The organism is Tsukamurella pseudospumae (assembly GCF_001575205.1).
GTDB lineage: Bacteria > Actinomycetota > Actinomycetes > Mycobacteriales > Mycobacteriaceae > Tsukamurella > Tsukamurella pseudospumae.
This window is the reverse complement of the sequence record NZ_LSRE01000001.1, coordinates 418,584-434,682: the sequence shown is the minus strand read 5'-3', so window position 1 is coordinate 434,682 and position 16,099 is coordinate 418,584. Positions and strand designations below refer to the sequence as shown.

Below are 16,099 nucleotides of genomic sequence, written 5' to 3'. Positions count from 1 at the left end.
GCCGTGTTCTACCTCGGTGCGGTCAGGTCGTAGACGGTCGTTCCGTCGACGGTGTGCGCGGTGAAGGTCTTCTCCACCCACGCCCGGATCTCCGCGGCGGTACCGGAACCGCTACCGCCGAAGCCGAACCCGCCGGACTCCGCGAGGAAGTAGTGAATCCTCCCGTCCGCCACGTACTGCTGGAACTGCGCGAGCGTCGGCGACGGGTCGGTGCCGTTGAACCCGCCGATCGGCATGACCGGCCTGCCCGTCGCCAGCTGCGGGCCGGCCGCGCTGTTCGCGCCGACGGTCGCCGCGATCCAGGTGTAGCGGTCCGCATCCTGCAGGAGGAGGGCCTTGAGGGCCGCGCTCGGCTCACTGCCCATCAGGAACGACGGTCCGCCGCGCCCCCGCTCACCGTCGGCGCCCGGACCGGACCGCTCGGCGAACCGTTTCACGAACTCGGGCATGTCCTTCCCGCCTCGTCCCGGGCCGAAGCCGTGGCCGCTCGACGGTCCGGCGGAGACGATCGCGCCCTGCCGGGGCGTCGCGATCGTCTCGGCGGCGAAGGCGACCTGCCCAGCGGTCCCGGTGACGAGGGCCGCGAGGGTGATGGCGCCGACCAGGCCCCGTGCCTGTCGGACCGCGGGCACGAGCGTAGCGAGCAGCGCGACCGTCCCGATCGCCGCGGCGGCCGCGATCAGCCAGCGCAGCCACGGATTCCAGCTCGGCGTCTGGACGAGGATGTACCAGCCGGTCGCTCCGGTCGCCGCGACGGCGAGGGCGCCGGCCACCCGGACCCACGGCCGCGCGCGCTCGCGCCATCCCACGGCGACGCCGATCGCGACCAGCGCCGCTATCGCGGGTGCCAATGCGACCGTGTAGTACGCGTGGAAGATGCCCGCCATGAGGCTGAAGGTGATGCCCGTGACCAGCAGCCATCCGCCCCAGGCGATCACGGCGGCGCGGTCGCCATCGATCCGCGGCGCGCGGCCGCGCAGCACGAGGACCAGCACAAGGGCGAGAAGCGCCGCGGGGAGGAGCCAGGCGATCTGTCCGGCCTGCTCGGGCTGGAACATCCGCAGGATGCTCGGGTCGCCCCACATGCCGCCGCCCTTGCCGCCGCCGGGGAATTCGAACCCGGAGGGCAGCTCGGTTCCGCCCGGCAGGTACGACGATGCGTCCACGCCGCGGCCCGGCACGACGCTGCCCTTCTCGTTGCCGTTGAGCCGGCCGAGGCCGTTGTAGCCCAGAGTCAGCTCGAGGATCGAGTTGTTCTGCGAGCCACCGATCCAGGGCCGCGACGCGGCGGGCCACAGCTCGACGGTGAGCAGCCACCAGCCCGCACCGACGACCATCGCGGCGCCCGCGGCGAACAGCTGCGCGATCCGCGTGCCGATCCGCGGCGGACCGGCGACGAGGTAGGTGAGCGCGAGTCCGGGGACGATCAGCATCACCGCGAGCTGTTTGGTGAGGAAGCCGAACCCGACGAGGACGCCGCAGGCGATCAGTCAACGCCAACGGCCGTCCTCGACCGCGCGGAGCATCGCCCAGGTCGCGGCGATCATCAGCAGCACCAGGAGGGCGTCGGGGTTGTTGAACCGGAACATCAGGGCCGCAACGGGGGTCACGGCCAGTAGGAGTCCCGCGAGGAGCCCGGCGACGGGCCCGAACCGCCGGCGCACCGTCGCGTACAGCAGCGCGACCGACGCGACGCCGAGGAGGACCTGGGGTACCAGCATCGCCCACGAGTTCACGCCGAAGATCCGGGTGGAGAACTCCATGACCCACAGCGAGGCGGGCGGCTTGTCCACGGTGATCGAGTTCGCGGCGTCGGAACTGCCGAAGAACATCGCCTTCCAGCTCTCCGTGCCGGCCTGCACCGCCGCGGAGTAGAAGGAGTTCGCCCAGCCCGCCCGGCCCAGGCCCCAGAGGTAGGCGACGGCCGTCCCCACGAGGAGGACGGCCAGCGCGCAGCGTTCCGCAGTCCTGGTCACGGGGCGCCGCCCGCGGAGCGGAAGATCACACGCATGCCCAGGAATCGGGTCACCGTCGCGACGAGATTCGCGACCACGAGCACCGCCAGTTGGAGTTCCCGGCTCGCGTGGGGCGCGACGTGCGCGAGTGCGACGAGACTGCCCGCGGTCAGTGCCCACGTGACCAGGAAGACGACGAGTCCCTGTGCGTGGTGCCGCGCCGCGCCCTCGCGGCCGGTCACGCCGAAGGTGAAGGAGCGGTTCGCGGCGATGTTCCCGACCGCGGTGATGAGCAGCGCGGTGAAGTTGGCGGCCTGCGCCCCGATCACGGGGTGCAGCAGCAGGTACAACAGCGCGTAGGCGACGGTGCTCGCGACGCCGACCACCGCGAACCGGGCGAGCTGGCCGACCATGCCGCGGGGCACCCCGTCGACCTGTGGTTCCTCCCGCCCGAGGGCGCGGCGGACATCGTCGAGGGGGAGGCTGCCGGTGGCCAGACCGCGCCCCACGCGGATCACGCCCCGCAGGTCCTTCTTCACGGTGTCGACGATGTCGACCCGGCTGTCGGGGTCGTCCGTCCAGTCGACGGGGACCTCGTGGATGCGCAGGCCCGCGCGCTCGGCGAGCACGAGCAGTTCGGTGTCGAAGAACCATTCGCCGTCCTCGACGAGGGGGAGCAGTTCCCGCGCGACATCGGTCCGGATCGCTTTGAAGCCGCACTGGGCGTCGGAGAAGCGCACGCGCAGCGCGGTGTGCAGCAACAGGTTGTACCCGCGGGAGATGAACTCGCGCTTGGGGCCGCGGACCACCTTCGCGCCGCGTCCCAGGCGGGTGCCGATCGCAAGGTCGCTGTGGCCGGACAGCAGGGGAGCGACCAACGGGTACAGGGCCTTGAGGTCGGTCGAGAGGTCGACGTCCATGTACACCAGGACGTGGGCGTCGGACTCCGCCCAGACCCGGCGCAGTGCGCGGCCACGCCCCTTGGCGTCGAGGTGAACCACCCGCACCCCGTCGATCGCACCGGCGAGGGCACGGGCGACGGACAGGGTGTCATCGGTGCTGGCGTTGTCTGCGATGGTGATCCGGGCCGGGATGCCCAGTGCGCGGTCGAGGTAGGCGTGGAGGGTCTCCACGCAGTGCGCGAGGGTGTGGGCCTCGTTGTACACGGGGATCACGATGTCGAGGACGGGTGCGGCGCCCGTCGAGGCGGAGGAGGCGCCCATGTCGGCGCTCTCGGGGTCGTCCGTGGCCCTGGGGCCCGATGCGATCTCGGTTGTCATGGCACTGAGTTTCGAATGCCGCGCTGCCGTGATCCTGTCCTGAATCTGTGGGGTCGCTGCGAGCGGGTTAGATTCGTGACCATGGACGAGGTGGTGGGGAGACTCTCCGAGGCGGCGCACGGCGCCGGCTTCGACGTGGCCGAGCTCGACGACGGCTCCATCAGTGTCGTGAGCAGCGCGGGCGACGCCGGCGTCGTGGTCGTGCCGGACCGGGGGCGGCGGACCTATCGGCTCGAGGCACCCCTGCCGATGACGGCGGATTCCGGTGTGGTGCACGAGAGCTGGTCGCAGGTGGGGCCCGGTCCTCAGGTCGCGGCGGGCGGGTTCGTGGGGAAGCGGTGGACCGGCGGGGTGAGCCTCACGTACGACCCGAGGACTCGGCAATGGCTGGCGGACCCTTCCGGCCGGATCGACGGGTTCGTCCGCGGCGCCCTCGAACCGCACGGCTGGGAGCGCCGGTGGACGCGGACGAATCGATGGACGCTGGCCGCAGTGGTGGGTGTCGTCCTGCTGTGCATCGCGCTCTGGGCGGGCGTCACGGCGGCGTTCGCCGTCGCACTCCGCTCGACCCTCGCGCCCGGCTGGGTGTGCCTGATCTCGCTGGCGCTGCTCGGCTACGGGCTGTTCATGTTCTGGTGGGGCCGGATTCGCACGCGGTAGGGCGCCGCGGGGTCATCGAGGGTCGCCCGCGTTCCGCCGCCAGGCGCGGGGCGTGGTGTCGAACCGGCCGCGGAACCACCGCGAGAAGTTGGAGGGGCTGGAGAACGCGAGGATCTCGGCGATCTCGGTGAACGAGTACCGCCTGCCGGCCACGAGGTGTCGTGCCAGCCCGGCCCGGACATCGTCGACGAGTTCGGTGAACGTCGTGCCCTCGGCCGCGAGCCAGCGGTGGACGGTGCGCCGGTCCACTCCGAGGCTGCGCGCCACCTGCTCCGCGGAGCACCGTCCGGTGGGCAGCAGGAGGTCGACCAGTTCGCGGATCCGGCCCGTGGCCTCCTGGCCGGAGCCCGGCTCGCCGTCGAGCAGACGCCGGGTGTACATCCGCAGCTGCGGGTCGGCGGTCGCGGTGGGGCGGTCGAGGTCCCGCTCGTAGAGCGTGATCCCGTTGAGGTCGGCGTCGAAATGCAGTGCGCCGCCGAACATCCGGCGGACGATGTCGGCGTTCCGCGGCGGGGGATGACCGAACGACACCGACAGCGGCGACCAGTCGCCGCCCAGGAGCTCGCGCAGCAGGCCGTAGAGGACGCCGACGGCGAGGTCGATCGCCTGCCGGTCCGGTGCGGGGCGGTCGAGGTCGAGCTCCACGCGGAGGGTGGCGACACCGTCGGACACCGCGAGCCGGGTGTGCAGCGCCTCGTTGTACATGCGCTCGTGCCGGATGAGGATCTCGAGAGCGCTGCGCACGTCGGGCTCCTCGCGCAGCACCAGGCTGAGCGGGCCGAGGTGCGAGAGGCGTCGTAGTTCGGCCAGTCGCAGGCCGAGGTCGTCGCGTCCGGTGACCTGGGCGGTGCGCTCGAGCAGGTCGTTGACGGCGGCCGCCGGCACCCACCGGTCCTGGACCGCCATTCCGCGTGGATCCAGGCCTGCGGCGCGGAGCAGCTGCTGCGGATCGCCACCGAGTGACCGGGTGAGTTCGGCGTAGTTCGCGAGCGACGCGTAGCGGGCGAGCGGCTTCTTCGCTGTGACCATCATCACCACCTCGTCCCGATGTGAATAGTTCAGCGTCCCGAGAAGAACAGTTTAGCGCTCGATCGGCTCTTAATGTTCTCTGCATCACATTCCGATGCGAACCGACGAGAGGAACTCCCCGACATGGCGAACGCGATCCGTTTCCACGAGACCGGCGGACCCGAGGTGCTCCAGCTGGAGGAGGTCGAGGTGGGTGCACCCGGCGCCGGCGAGGTCCGGATCCGGCACCACGCGATCGGCCTGAACTTCGCGGACATCTACTACCGCACCGGCCTGTACCCGGTTCCCCTGCCGAACGGCATGGGCGTCGAGGCCGCGGGCGTCGTGGAGGAGGTCGGTCCCGGCGTCGAGGACTTCGCGCCCGGCGACCGCGTCACGTACACCTACACCGGCACCCCGCTCGGCGCGTACAGCACCCAGTTCGTGCTCCCGGCCAAGCATCTGATCCACCTGCCCGACGGCGTGGACTTCACCACCGCCGCGGCCTGCACGATGCGCGGACTCACCGCCTCGTACCTCCTGCGCCGCATCCATCCGTACCGCGAGGGCGACACCATCCTGCTGCACGCGGCCGCCGGCGGAGTGGGCCTGATCGTCGCGCAGTGGGCGAAGCTCCTGGGCCTGAAGGTGATCGGCACCGTCTCCACCGAGGAGAAGGCCGAGGTCGCCCGCGCCAACGGCGTCGACCACATCATCTACTACCGCCGCGAGGACACCGCCCAGCGCGTCCGCGAGCTCACGGACGGCAAGGGCGTGCCGGTGGTGCTCGACAGTATCGGCGCCGCCACCGTCGAGGCGTCGATGAACAGCCTCGCCAAGCGCGGCCTGCTCGTCTGTTTCGGCACGTCGTCGGGCCCGATCCCGCCGATCGATCCGATGCAGCTCGCGATCAAGGGCTCGCTGTTCGTCACGCGCCCCGGCCTCGCCGACTACATCGCCGACCCGGAAGAGCGCGCCGAGTTGGCCGGCGAGCTGTTCGGCCACATCGCCGCCGGCCGGGTCACGATCCAGGTGGGGCAGACCTACCCGCTCGCCGACGCGGCGCGTGCTCACAAGGAGCTCGAGTCCGGCGCCCTCACCGGCTCCTCGATCCTCATCCCCTGATCCGACCCGGCCACACAGAAGCACAGGCAGCACCATGACCGTCATCACCACCCAGCCCACCGCCACGATGCGCGCCGAGCGCCTGACCGCCCACATCGGCGCCCAGGTCACCGACGTGGACCTCGCACAGGTCGCCCACGACGACAACCTCTTCGCCGAGCTCCGCGCTCTGCTGATCCAACACAAGGTGCTCTTCTTCCGCGATCAGCCCATCAGCCGGGCGGACCACGTCGCGCTGGCCCGCCGGTTCGGCGAGCTCGAGAGCCACCCCGTCCTGGGCAGCGACCCCGACCATCCCGGCCTGGTCCGCATCTACAAGGACCTCGACAGCGACCGCGAGGCCTACGAGAACGCCTTCCACTGCGACGCCACCTGGCGCGAGTGCCCGCCCTTCGGCTCGGTACTGCGCTGCGTCGAGGGCCCCGACGTGGGTGGCGACACCATCTGGGTCGACATGGTGGCCGCGTACAACGCCCTGCCCCAGGACGTGAAGGACCGGATCGCGGACCTGCGCGCCCGGCACTCCATCGAGGCCAGTTTCGGTGCGCGCCTGCCGATCGAACAGCGCCACGCGCTGCACGCGAAGTTCCCCGACGCGGAGCACCCCGTCGTGCGCACCCACCCGGACACCGGCGAGAAGATCCTGTTCGTCAACGCCTTCGCCACGCACCTGACCAACTTCCACAACGACGCGAACATCCGCTTCGGCTTCGACTACGCGCCCGGCGCCGGCGACCTCCTGCAGTACCTGCAGCGCCAGGCCGCGGTGCCGGAGTTCCAGGTCCGCTGGCGCTGGACGCCGGACAGCTTCGCCATCTGGGACAACCGCTGTACCCAGCACTACGCGGTGCAGGACTACTGGCCGGCCGTGCGCCGGATGGAACGCGCCGGCATCGTCGGCGACCGCCCGTACTGAACGAACCCCCGTAACCCCGAACGCTCTCGAATCAATCAGCCCCACAACCACGCACAAGGAGAACCACCATGCATTTCCACGACGACGCCCTGTTCCCCGAGGTCCAGGAGAAGCAGGTCATCACGGTCGCCCCGTACGGCCCCGAGTGGGAACTCGACGACTTCCGCGAGGACCTCCCGCTCACCATGGAACAGCACGTCCAGCAGGCCGTGGACTGCTACGAGGCCGGTGCGACGGTGCTCCACATCCACGTCCGCGAGGAAGACGGCCACGGCAGCAAGCGGCTGAGCAAGTTCAACGAGCTGCTCTCCGGCCTGCGCGAGGCCGTGCCGGACATGATCCTGCAGGTCGGCGGCTCGATCTCGTTCGCCCCCGAGGGCGACGGCGCCGACGCCAAGTGGCTCTCCGATGACACCCGCCACATGCTGGCCGAGCTCGATCCGAAGCCCGACCAGGTCACGATCGCCATCAACACCAGCCAGATGAACATCATGGAGCTGATGACCGAGGGCGACATCGAGGGCACCTCGATGCAGCGTCCCGAGCTGTACGACACCTACCGCGAGATGACGGTCCCCGCCGGCCCCGAGTGGGTGGAGGAGCACCTGCGTCGCCTGACCGCCAACGGCATTCAGCCGCACTTCCAGCTCTCGTCGATCCCGCAGCTGGAGACCGTCGAGCGCCTGATCCGCCGCGGCAAGTACATGGGCCCGCTGAATCTCACCTGGGTGGGCATCGGCGGCGGCTTCGACGGCCCCAACCCGTACAACATCATGAACTTCATCAACCGGGTCCCGGACGGTGCGATCCTCACCCTCGAGACGCTCATGCGCTCGGTGCTTCCGGTGAACACCTTGGCGATCGCGCTGGGGCTGCACACCCGCTGCGGCAACGAGGACACGATCTGGGGCAAGCCGGGCGAGAAGATCAAGTCCGTCGATCAGGTCAAGCAGCTGGTGCGGATCAGCCACGAGCTGGGCCGCGACGTCGCCACCGGCAAGGAGGCCCGCGACATCTACCGCATCGGCGAGCAGTACAACTCCGTCGACGAGACCCTGGCGAAGCTGGGCTACGCGCCGAACCGCGTCGCCGGCCAGCTCGGTTTCACCCAGCACGCGTGAACGGATGAATGACAATGGCGCTCATGACCACCCGTTCGGGTGACATCGAGGACGCCGACGGTACGCCGGCGGGACCTGTCCGGTCCCGTCGGCGGATCTATCCGTGGGTCGTCTTCGGACTCGCCTTCGCACTGCTCCTGTCCGATTACATGTCGCGCCAGGTGCTCGCCGCAGTCTTCGTCCCACTGGGACAGGAACTGCACCTCGACAAGGCCCAGCAGGGCTCCTTGATCTCGGTGGTCGCCCTCATGGTCGGCGTCCTGACCCTGCCGGTGTCCATCCTGGCCGACCGGTGGGGCCGGGTCCGCAGTCTCGTGCTCATGGCGGTGCTGTGGTCGATCGCCACCCTGGCGTGCGCGTTCGCGCAGAGCTACGAGCAGCTGCTCGCGGCCCGGTTCGTCGTCGGCGTCGGCGAGGCCGCGTACGGCAGCGTCGGGATCGCGTTGGTGCTCAGCCTGTTCGCGCCCCGCGTCCACGCCGCTCTCTCCGCCTCCTTCATGGCGGGCGGTTCGTTCGGCACGATGGTCGGCACCGGCGTCGGCGGCCTCATCGCCGTGCACTTCGGCTGGCGCTGGTCGCTCGGCGCGATGGCCGTCCTCGGGCTGCTGCTGGTCGCCGCGTTCAAGCTCGTGGTCACCGAGGCGCGCGTCAGGCGCAACCAGGTCGACGATGCCGGCGCGGCACCGTCGTGGGAGAACGCCGAGCCGATCCGGGCCGGGCGGGCACCGCTCTCGAGCCTGTTCACCAACTCGCCCGTGCTCTGCGCGTACATCGGCAGCGGCCTGCAGATGTTCATGGCCGCGGTCATGCTCACGTGGCTGCCGACGTACTTCAAGGAGGCGTACCACCTCTCGGTCGACAAGGCCGGCGGCGCCGCGGCGCTGTTCGTCCTGCTCGTCGGCTCCGGCATGATCGTGTGCGGGTTCCTCGCGGACCGCTACAGCCTCAGCGACGGCACCCGCAAGTGGACGGCCGGCATCGCGTACTGCGTGATCGCCTTCGTCGCCCTCATGGTCGCGTTCCGGATACCCACGGGCACACCGCAGCTGGTGCTGCTCGGCGTCGGCGCCTTCTTCGCGGCGGGCAGCTCGGGCACGGCGGCCGCCATGGTCGCTTCGCTCACGCACCGTTCGGTGCAGGCGTCGGCGATGGGCACGCTCACGCTGGCGAACAACCTGCTCGGCCTCGCCCTGGCGCCCATCCTGATCGGCGCGCTCGCCGATCGCCTGGGACTGATCGAGGCGCTGCAGCTCGCGCCGCTGGTGTACGTGCCCGCCGTGCTCTTCATGATCTTCGGCAGGCGGCTGCATCCGCGCGGGCTGGCCAAGCTGCAGGCCCTCAACACGGAGGTGGCGACGTGAGCACACCCACGTTCGTGGTCGTGCCGGGCCTGCGGGGGAGCGCACCGTCGCACTGGCAGGAGCTGTTCGCGGCCCGGACGGGGGGCGCCGTCACGGTGCCCTTCCCGGAGGAGTCGCTGCGGCACTCGATCGAGGAGCGGACCCGCCTGCTGGGCGAGACCGTGGCCGCGATCGAGGGGCCCGTGATCCTGGTGGCGCACAGCGCCGGGGTGCTCGCGACGGTCCACTGGATCCGATCGCTGGCCGACGGTGCCTCCGCGCTCGACAAGGTGGTCGGAGCGCTGCTCGCGACCCCGCCGGATTTCGGGGTGCACTGGCCCGAGCCGCATCCGCGACCGGCGGAGCTGTCGGCCGCCGGGTGGGAGCCGATCCCGCGCCGCCGCCTGCCCTTCCCGTCGATCGTGGCCGCGAGCCGGAGCGATCCGCTCGCGCGGTACCGGACCACCGCCGGTCTCGCCGAGGCGTGGGGGAGTCGGCTCGTCGATCTCGGCGATGCCGGGCACCTCAATCCGGCATCCGGGTACGGCGAGTGGCCGCTGCTCGACGAGCTCCTCGCCGAACTGGCGGTTCGGGCACCGTCGGAGACCGCGCCGTGACCGGGGCGGACGCGTCCGTGGTGGGGACGATGCGCGGTGCGGGGCATTGGAATCCGCTGTGGGACGGCGTGGCCGAGCTCGACCCGGAGTGGACCGAGTCCTTCATGCGGACGACGATGAGCACCTACCGGGGCGGCGTCCTGACCCCGCAGGTGGTGGAGCTGCTGTGCATCGCCGTCGACGCGGCCTGCACCCACCTGTACGCGCCGGGCGTCCGGCGGCACATGCGGGCGGCGCTCGACCTCGGCGTCGAGCCTCGGGAGATTCTCGAGGTGCTCAAGCTGGCGACCACGGTGGGGGTGCACTCGATCAACGTCGGCGCACCGATCCTCATGGAGGAGATGGCCGGACGGTCGCAGTGACCGCCCTGTCCCGAGTGCCGGGTGAGGGACTCAGGACAGTGCGGTGACGCCCAGCGCGATCAGCAGGCCGACCTTGACCACCTCGACGCCGATGTAGGCGACGTGCAGGTTGTGCTTGGGCATCTCCTCGGAGATGGCGTGGGTCGCGCTCTCGCCGATCACCCGGCGGTCCATGACGCGGCGCAGCGTCACGCAGGCCAGGAGGTCGAGCGCCGCCAGCACGAACAGGACGACGGTGACGGGGCGGTGCGGGCCCACGGCGAGCGCGATCGCGACGCCGAGGGCCAGCACCGCCTCGCACGCGTTGAGGGCGCGGAACACCAGCCGGCCGATCCCCACGCCGAGCGGGACCGTGATCCCGGGGGCGCGGAACTTGATCGGGGCCTCGAGGAACGAGATGGCGAGGATCATCCCGAGCCAGACGAAGGTCAGTGCGGCGGCGACGGCGTTCACGTCGGTGATCCTACGGAGGCGCCTCGCGGCGTGGCGAGCCCGAGCGGCTGATCCGGGACGGACGTCCCAGGCTCGGCATCGGGTGTTCGGGATGGACGTCCCGGCGGACCGTCGGGCGCTCGCGAGACGTGTCCGACGGACGGGACGCCCCCGTCAGCGCTCCACGCGGTCGCCGATCGCGGCGCGCAAGCCGGCGAGGTCGGGCACGGAATGCAGCCTCGGGTTGTCGCTCTGCGTCAGCGCGGCACCGGGGCACTTCGGGGTGCCGGCCCCGTTCGCGGAGATCGACGCGACCTTCTTCCCGGTGGCGGCCTCGTACAGGGTGCCGGTGAACCGGCCCTGGTACAGCGGGAGCGAGCCGTCGGAGAAGGAGCAGTCCGCCAGTTTCGGCCCCGACTCGACCTCGTCGAGGCAGGCCACGAGCTGGACCGTTTTGGCGTCGCGCGGCTGCCACTGGGCCGGCGCGGAGTAGTCGACGCGCACCTCGTCGAGGCCCACGTCGTCGCCCTTCGCGAACACGACCACCGGGTGCGGGGCGGCACCGTCGAAGGGCGCGGCGTCGCGGTAGAAGGTCGGCGTCGAATCGCACAGGTCCCGCAGCTGGTAGGTAGCCGTCAATTCCTTCGTGGCGGCCTTCGGCACCCAGAACATCCAGTACGCCGAGTAGGCGACCCCGAGCACCAGGACGAGCGCCGCCGCGCCGATCGCGCGTTTCGCGGTCGGCGAGTAGGGCGCCGGAGAACCGCCGTTCGCCTTCCTGCGACGCGCGGACGCGATGAGCCACACCAGCGGCGCGACGGCGACGACCGCCAGGATCACGCCGGGGACGTACCCGCCCTTCTGGAACGCGAGGAACGAGAACACGCCCGCTCCGAGCACGACGAGGAACAACAACCTGAACATTCTCCCCGGACCTCCCCTTGTTCGATCCGCGAAGGATAACGCACGGTGGTGACGGCTCTGCGACCGCAATCGTCGTCGCGGTGACCTGCGGCGACGGGTTCGCCCGCCGATCGTTGTCAGTCGGTCCCGATAGGGTTCGGGAGGACGACCGATCAGGGGGCGGATGCGATGACGGAGACCAGGCTCAGGGGCGCGCGGGAAGACCGGGCGCGGCGGGTGATCGAGGCCCTCGCGGGGCCCGGGGCGGCGCTGCGCGCCGACCAGGAGACGGCGGTCGCGGCGCTGCTGGAACCCGCGGCGCGGGTCCTCGTCGTGCAGGCCACGGGCTGGGGCAAGTCGGCGGTGTACTGGGTCGCCACCGCGCTGCGCCGGGCGGAGGGCGCGGGGCCCGCGCTCATCGTCTCGCCGCTGCTGTCCCTGATGCGCGATCAGGTGGCGGCGGCCGAGCGGGCGGGGCTGCGCGCCGCCACCCTGAACTCGTCGAACTTCGAGGAGTGGAACACCATCGAGGCGGCGCTCACGGCGGGTGAGATCGACGTGCTGCTCGTCTCGCCGGAACGGCTGGCGAACCCGTCGTTCGGGCGCCGTGTCCTCTCCGCGCTGGAGGGATCGCTCGGTCTGCTGGTGATCGACGAGGCGCACGCCGTGTCGGACTGGGGCCACGACTTCCGGCCCGACTACCGCCGCGTCTCCGACGTGTTGACACGGCTCCACCCGGAGACCCCGGTGCTCGCGACCACCGCCACCGCGAACGCCCGCGTGACCGCGGACGTGGCGGCGCAGCTCGGCAGCGCCACGCTCGTCCTGCGCGGCCCGTTGGCGCGGCGGTCGCTGCAGCTCAACGTGCTTCCGGCGCTCGCGCCGATCACCCGGTACGCCTGGGTCGCCCGGCACCTGCCGGACCTGCCCGGCTCGGGCATCGTCTACGCGCTGACGGTCGCCGATGCGGAGCGTCTGGTGGACGGCGTCCGCGCGGTGCACGGCCCGGGGTACCCGGTGGCCGCGTACACGGGCAAGCTCGATCCGGACACCCGGGCCCGGCTCGAGGACGCGCTGCGCGCCAACGAGATCAAGGCCCTCATCGCCACCTCCGCGCTCGGCATGGGATTCGACAAACCCGATCTGGGCTTCGTCGTGCACGTCGGCTCGCCGCCGTCACCCGTCTCGTACTACCAGCAGGTGGGTCGTGCCGGGCGCGCGATCGACCACGCCGTCGTCGCGCTGCTGCCGTCGGAATCCGATGCCGGCGTGTGGGACTACTTCGCCACGGCGACGATCCCGGACCCGCAACAGATGGATCGGGTGCTCGATGCGCTGGCCGACGACCAGGCGGGGGAGGGTCGGTCGGCGATCGCCCTGGAGGCCGCCACCGGCATCCGTCGCACCCGCATCGACCTCATGCTCAAGCAACTCGCGGTCGACGGTGCGGTGGAGCGCGTCGACGGGGGCTACCGCGCGACCGGTGCGCCGTGGCACTACGACGGTGCCCACTACGACGGGATCGTCGCGACCCGGCGCCGCGAGGCCGACATCATGCGGGCCTACACCCGCGGCGAGCGGTGCCTGATGCAGCTGCTCACCGAATCCCTGGACGACCCCGAGGCGGCGCCGTGCGGCCGCTGCTCGGTGTGCCTGGGGCACGTCCCCGACGGTCTGGGGGAGCCGGTCCCGCCGGACACGGCCCGCGCGGTGGCGGGCGCGCTGCGATCCCAGAGCCAGGTCCTCGAGCCGCGGAAGATGTGGCCCGGCGGCGCCGCGGGGCGCAAGGGACGGATCCAGCCCGATCTCGCCGCGGAGCCCGGGCGCGTCCTCGTGTTCGCGGACGCGCCGGAGTGGGCGGGCACCGTCGGGGCGGCGCGTGCGGGGGATGCGCAGGCGATCGACGACCTCGCCGGTGCGGCCGTCGCAGCGCTGTCGCGGTGGCGGGAGCAATGGCGGGCGCGGCCCGAGATCGTCGCGTCGCTGCAGCTCACCGACCGCCCGGCGCCGGTCGAACCCGTGGCCGACCGGATCGCCGAGGTGGGCCGGCTCGACCGCGTCACCCTGCCGGTGCCTCGGGGCCCGGCGCCGGGCCGGGACGCGTCGGGGGCGCAGGAGGCCGCGCACTGGCTCGATGCGATCACGGTCGTCGGTGCCGCGGCGGGCGCGGTGCGCGGAAGGTCGGTGCTGCTCGTCGTCGACGAGTCGGGGACCGGCTGGGCGGTCACCGTCGCGGCCGCCCGGTTGCGGGAGGCCGGAGCGGCCGTCGTCCTGCCGCTGGTGGTGCACCGTCCCGCCTGACCGCGCCGAGATATGGAACACTGGAACACTGAGTGCTGTCCGCGACCCGGGCGGCCGCCGCCGCGGAGCGTCCGCGAACCCGACCCGAAGGATCGATCAACCATGGGCCAACTGCTGCTGCCCCTCCTGCTAGTCCTCATGCTCGTCTTCATGTTCTTCCAGTTCCGGAAGCAGAAGAAGCAGATGAGCGAGACCGCGGCGATGCAGGAGAGCCTCACCACCGGTACCAAGGTCATGACCAGTACGGGCCTGTACGGCACCGTCGTCGGCCTCGGTGAGGACACGATCGATCTGGAGATCGCCCCCGGCGTCACCACCACCTGGGTGCGCCGCGCCGTCGCCAAGGTCCTGACCCCCGAGGAGCTCGACGCGCCCTCGATCGAGACCATCGCCGACGAGGCCGAGATCGACCTGGACAAGCGCTCCGAGGACCGCTGACCCGCATCCGTCACCACCGACGAAGGTCTCCGGCGCCGAGCGCCGGAGGCTTTCACCACGCCGAGGAGTCGTAACCGCCCGTGGCCAGGAAAACATCGAGCAGCGACAGCAACGAGTCGCGGCTCCTCATCGCCTTCGGCGCGATCTTGCTCGTGGTCTTCGGGCTGGTGTTCTTCACCGGCGACCACAAGCCCACGCCCAAGCTCGGCATCGATCTGCAGGGCGGCACCACGGTGACCCTGCAGGCCGTCACGCCGGACGGGCAGCCGCCGAAGTCCGACCAGATGGAGCAGGCGCGCGACATCCTCAACAAGCGCGTCAACGGGCTCGGCGTGTCCGGCTCCGAGGTGAAGATCAACGGCAGCAACCTGGTCATCACGGTGCCCGGCACCGACGGTGACCAGGCGCGCACCCTCGGTCAGACCGCACAGCTCAAGGTGCGCCCGGTGCTGGGCACGCCGCAACCCGCGGCCGCGGTGAACACCCCGGTCCCGGATCTCGCCGACCCCGCCGCCGCGAAGAAGGCGATCGACGAGGCGAAGGCGACGCGGCAGTCGACCGACCCCGAGGTGCAGAAGAAGGCCATCGCCGCGCTGAACTGCGCATGGCCGTCCGACCCGATCGCCGGCAACGACGACCCCACCAAGCCGCTGATCACCTGCGACCGCCCGGATCCTGCGGACCCGACCAAGGCGCGCATGGTGTACACCCTCGGCCCCGCGATCATCGACGGCCAGTCGATCAAGAACGCCTCCTCCGGGATCCCGGACAAGAGCGCGCAGTACGTGGTCACGCTGGACTTCACCGGCGACGCGTCGAAGGTGTGGGCGGAGTTCACGTCTAACAACCGCGGCAAGCAGGCCGCGTTCGTGCTCGACTCGCAGGTGATCACCTCGCCGCAGATCAACGAGCCGATCACCGGCGGACAGACCCAGATCTCAGGATCGTTCACTCAGAAGAGCGCCGCCGAGCTGGCCGGCGTCCTCAAGTACGGCTCGCTGCCGTTGTCCTTCAAGGCGGGCACCGCGCAGACCGTCAGCGCCACACTCGGCTTCGAGTCGCTGCGGGCCGGTCTCATCGCCGGCCTGATCGGCCTCGCACTGGTGCTGGTGTACGCGCTCGTGTACTACCGCGCGCTCGGCGTCCTGGTCGGGCTGTCGCTCACCATGTCCATCGCGCTGATCTACGGGCTCCTCGTGCTGCTGGGCCGGTGGATCGGGTACTCGCTGGATCTGTCCGGTATCGCCGGCATCATCATCGGCATCGGCATGACCGCGGACTCCTTCGTCGTCTACTTCGAGCGCATCAAGGACGAGATCCGCGAGGGTCGAAGTTTCCGGTCCGCGGTGCCGCGCGGCTGGGCCAGTGCGCGGCGCACGATCTGGACCGGTAACGCCGTCTCGCTGCTCTCGGCCGTCGTGCTGTACGCGCTCGCCGTCGGCGACGTGCGGGGCTTCGCCTTCACACTCGGGCTCTCGACCGCGCTCGACATCGTGATCGTGTTCCTCCTGACCCATCCGCTCGTGCACTACGCGTCGAAGACGGAGTTCTTCGCGAAGCCGTCGATGAACGGCCTCGGCGCCGTCGCCGCGATCGGCCGTGAGCGCAAGCGCGCCGCCGCAACCACAGGGGAGGCGTGAG

Annotated in this window: 14 protein-coding genes and 1 pseudogene; 10 read left to right on the top strand and 5 right to left on the bottom strand. The window is 71.0% G+C overall.

What is annotated here, in order from left to right:
- Positions 1–8: 8 nt before the first annotated feature.
- Positions 9–1,976: pseudogene (locus AXK61_RS02005) on the bottom strand (glycosyltransferase family 39 protein).
- Positions 1,973–3,178: a bifunctional glycosyltransferase family 2/GtrA family protein gene (locus AXK61_RS02000; RefSeq protein ID WP_231855400.1), complete on the bottom strand. Its 1,206-nt coding sequence runs from the start codon at positions 3,176–3,178 to the stop codon at positions 1,973–1,975. The pseudogene AXK61_RS02005 and the gene AXK61_RS02000 overlap by 4 nt, the downstream one beginning before the upstream one ends.
- A gap of 138 nt (positions 3,179–3,316) precedes the next feature.
- Here AXK61_RS02000 and AXK61_RS01995 point away from each other — a divergent pair, with 138 nt between their 5' ends.
- Entirely contained in the window at positions 3,317–3,895 is a 579-nt protein-coding gene (locus AXK61_RS01995) for a hypothetical protein (protein ID WP_068743503.1), read from the top strand.
- 12 nt (positions 3,896–3,907) lie between these two features.
- Here the strand turns inward: AXK61_RS01995 and AXK61_RS01990 are convergent, their stop codons facing one another.
- Entirely contained in the window at positions 3,908–4,927 is a 1,020-nt protein-coding gene (locus AXK61_RS01990) for an AraC family transcriptional regulator (protein WP_231855395.1), read from the bottom strand.
- A 120-nt stretch (positions 4,928–5,047) separates the two neighbouring features.
- Here AXK61_RS01990 and AXK61_RS01985 point away from each other — a divergent pair, with 120 nt between their 5' ends.
- The 6 genes from AXK61_RS01985 to AXK61_RS01960 all read left to right on the top strand — a co-directional run bounded on the left by AXK61_RS01985 (position 5,048) and on the right by AXK61_RS01960 (position 10,384).
- Positions 5,048–6,028: a quinone oxidoreductase family protein gene (locus tag AXK61_RS01985; RefSeq protein ID WP_068569353.1), complete on the top strand. Its 981-nt coding sequence runs from the start codon at positions 5,048–5,050 to the stop codon at positions 6,026–6,028.
- Between the two features lie 34 nt (positions 6,029–6,062).
- Positions 6,063–6,944: a TauD/TfdA dioxygenase family protein gene (locus AXK61_RS01980; RefSeq protein WP_068569354.1), complete on the top strand. Its 882-nt coding sequence runs from the start codon at positions 6,063–6,065 to the stop codon at positions 6,942–6,944.
- Between the two features lie 68 nt (positions 6,945–7,012).
- Positions 7,013–8,065: a beta-keto acid cleavage family enzyme gene (locus AXK61_RS01975; protein WP_068743501.1), complete on the top strand. Its 1,053-nt coding sequence runs from the start codon at positions 7,013–7,015 to the stop codon at positions 8,063–8,065.
- 23 nt (positions 8,066–8,088) lie between these two features.
- Entirely contained in the window at positions 8,089–9,426 is a 1,338-nt protein-coding gene (locus AXK61_RS01970; RefSeq protein ID WP_156485517.1) for an MFS transporter, read from the top strand.
- Complete coding sequence (locus tag AXK61_RS01965; RefSeq protein ID WP_068743497.1) at positions 9,423–10,022, top strand: RBBP9/YdeN family alpha/beta hydrolase; 600 nt, start codon at positions 9,423–9,425, stop codon at positions 10,020–10,022. Before AXK61_RS01970 ends, AXK61_RS01965 begins: the two co-directional genes overlap by 4 nt.
- Before the next feature lie 29 nt (positions 10,023–10,051).
- On the top strand, positions 10,052–10,384 hold the full coding sequence (locus tag AXK61_RS01960) for a carboxymuconolactone decarboxylase family protein (RefSeq protein ID WP_068569912.1): 333 nt from the start codon (positions 10,052–10,054) through the stop codon (positions 10,382–10,384).
- Between the two features lie 30 nt (positions 10,385–10,414).
- Here AXK61_RS01960 and AXK61_RS01955 read toward each other — a convergent pair whose 3' ends face one another.
- The gene (locus AXK61_RS01955; protein WP_068569913.1) at positions 10,415–10,795 is read right to left on the bottom strand and encodes a hypothetical protein; all 381 of its coding nucleotides are present in this window, start codon (positions 10,793–10,795) and stop codon (positions 10,415–10,417) included.
- Positions 10,796–10,990: 195 nt separating this feature from the next.
- A complete protein-coding gene (locus AXK61_RS01950) occupies positions 10,991–11,740 on the bottom strand; it encodes an amino acid permease (protein ID WP_068743494.1) in 750 nt (249 codons plus the stop codon).
- Between the two features lie 168 nt (positions 11,741–11,908).
- Here AXK61_RS01950 and AXK61_RS01945 point away from each other — a divergent pair, with 168 nt between their 5' ends.
- From AXK61_RS01945 to secD, 3 genes are all read left to right on the top strand, one after another.
- Positions 11,909–14,020 (top strand): DEAD/DEAH box helicase, encoded by a 2,112-nt coding sequence (locus AXK61_RS01945; RefSeq protein WP_068743492.1) that lies wholly within the window; start codon positions 11,909–11,911, stop codon positions 14,018–14,020.
- Between the two features lie 102 nt (positions 14,021–14,122).
- Complete coding sequence (yajC, locus tag AXK61_RS01940; protein ID WP_068569360.1) at positions 14,123–14,458, top strand: preprotein translocase subunit YajC; 336 nt, start codon at positions 14,123–14,125, stop codon at positions 14,456–14,458.
- 80 nt (positions 14,459–14,538) lie between these two features.
- Positions 14,539–16,098 carry a protein translocase subunit SecD gene (gene secD / locus AXK61_RS01935; RefSeq protein ID WP_082777745.1) on the top strand — a complete coding sequence of 520 codons (1,560 nt, stop codon included), beginning with the start codon at positions 14,539–14,541 and terminating at the stop codon, positions 16,096–16,098.
- Position 16,099: the final 1 nt, after the last annotated feature.

Coding starts and splice junctions, on each gene's coding strand:
- AXK61_RS02000 (WP_231855400.1), bottom strand. CDS start 3,178: ATGGGCGCCTCCTCCGCCTCGACGGGCGCCGCACCCGTCCTCGACATC.
- AXK61_RS01995 (WP_068743503.1), top strand. CDS start 3,317: ATGGACGAGGTGGTGGGGAGACTCTCCGAGGCGGCGCACGGCGCCGGC.
- AXK61_RS01990 (WP_231855395.1), bottom strand. CDS start 4,927: ATGATGGTCACAGCGAAGAAGCCGCTCGCCCGCTACGCGTCGCTCGCG.
- AXK61_RS01985 (WP_068569353.1), top strand. CDS start 5,048: ATGGCGAACGCGATCCGTTTCCACGAGACCGGCGGACCCGAGGTGCTC.
- AXK61_RS01980 (WP_068569354.1), top strand. CDS start 6,063: ATGACCGTCATCACCACCCAGCCCACCGCCACGATGCGCGCCGAGCGC.
- AXK61_RS01975 (WP_068743501.1), top strand. CDS start 7,013: ATGCATTTCCACGACGACGCCCTGTTCCCCGAGGTCCAGGAGAAGCAG.
- AXK61_RS01970 (WP_156485517.1), top strand. CDS start 8,089: ATGACCACCCGTTCGGGTGACATCGAGGACGCCGACGGTACGCCGGCG.
- AXK61_RS01960 (WP_068569912.1), top strand. CDS start 10,052: ATGCGCGGTGCGGGGCATTGGAATCCGCTGTGGGACGGCGTGGCCGAG.
- AXK61_RS01955 (WP_068569913.1), bottom strand. CDS start 10,795: ATGATCCTCGCCATCTCGTTCCTCGAGGCCCCGATCAAGTTCCGCGCC.
- AXK61_RS01950 (WP_068743494.1), bottom strand. CDS start 11,740: ATGTTCAGGTTGTTGTTCCTCGTCGTGCTCGGAGCGGGCGTGTTCTCG.
- AXK61_RS01945 (WP_068743492.1), top strand. CDS start 11,909: ATGACGGAGACCAGGCTCAGGGGCGCGCGGGAAGACCGGGCGCGGCGG.
- yajC (WP_068569360.1), top strand. CDS start 14,123: ATGGGCCAACTGCTGCTGCCCCTCCTGCTAGTCCTCATGCTCGTCTTC.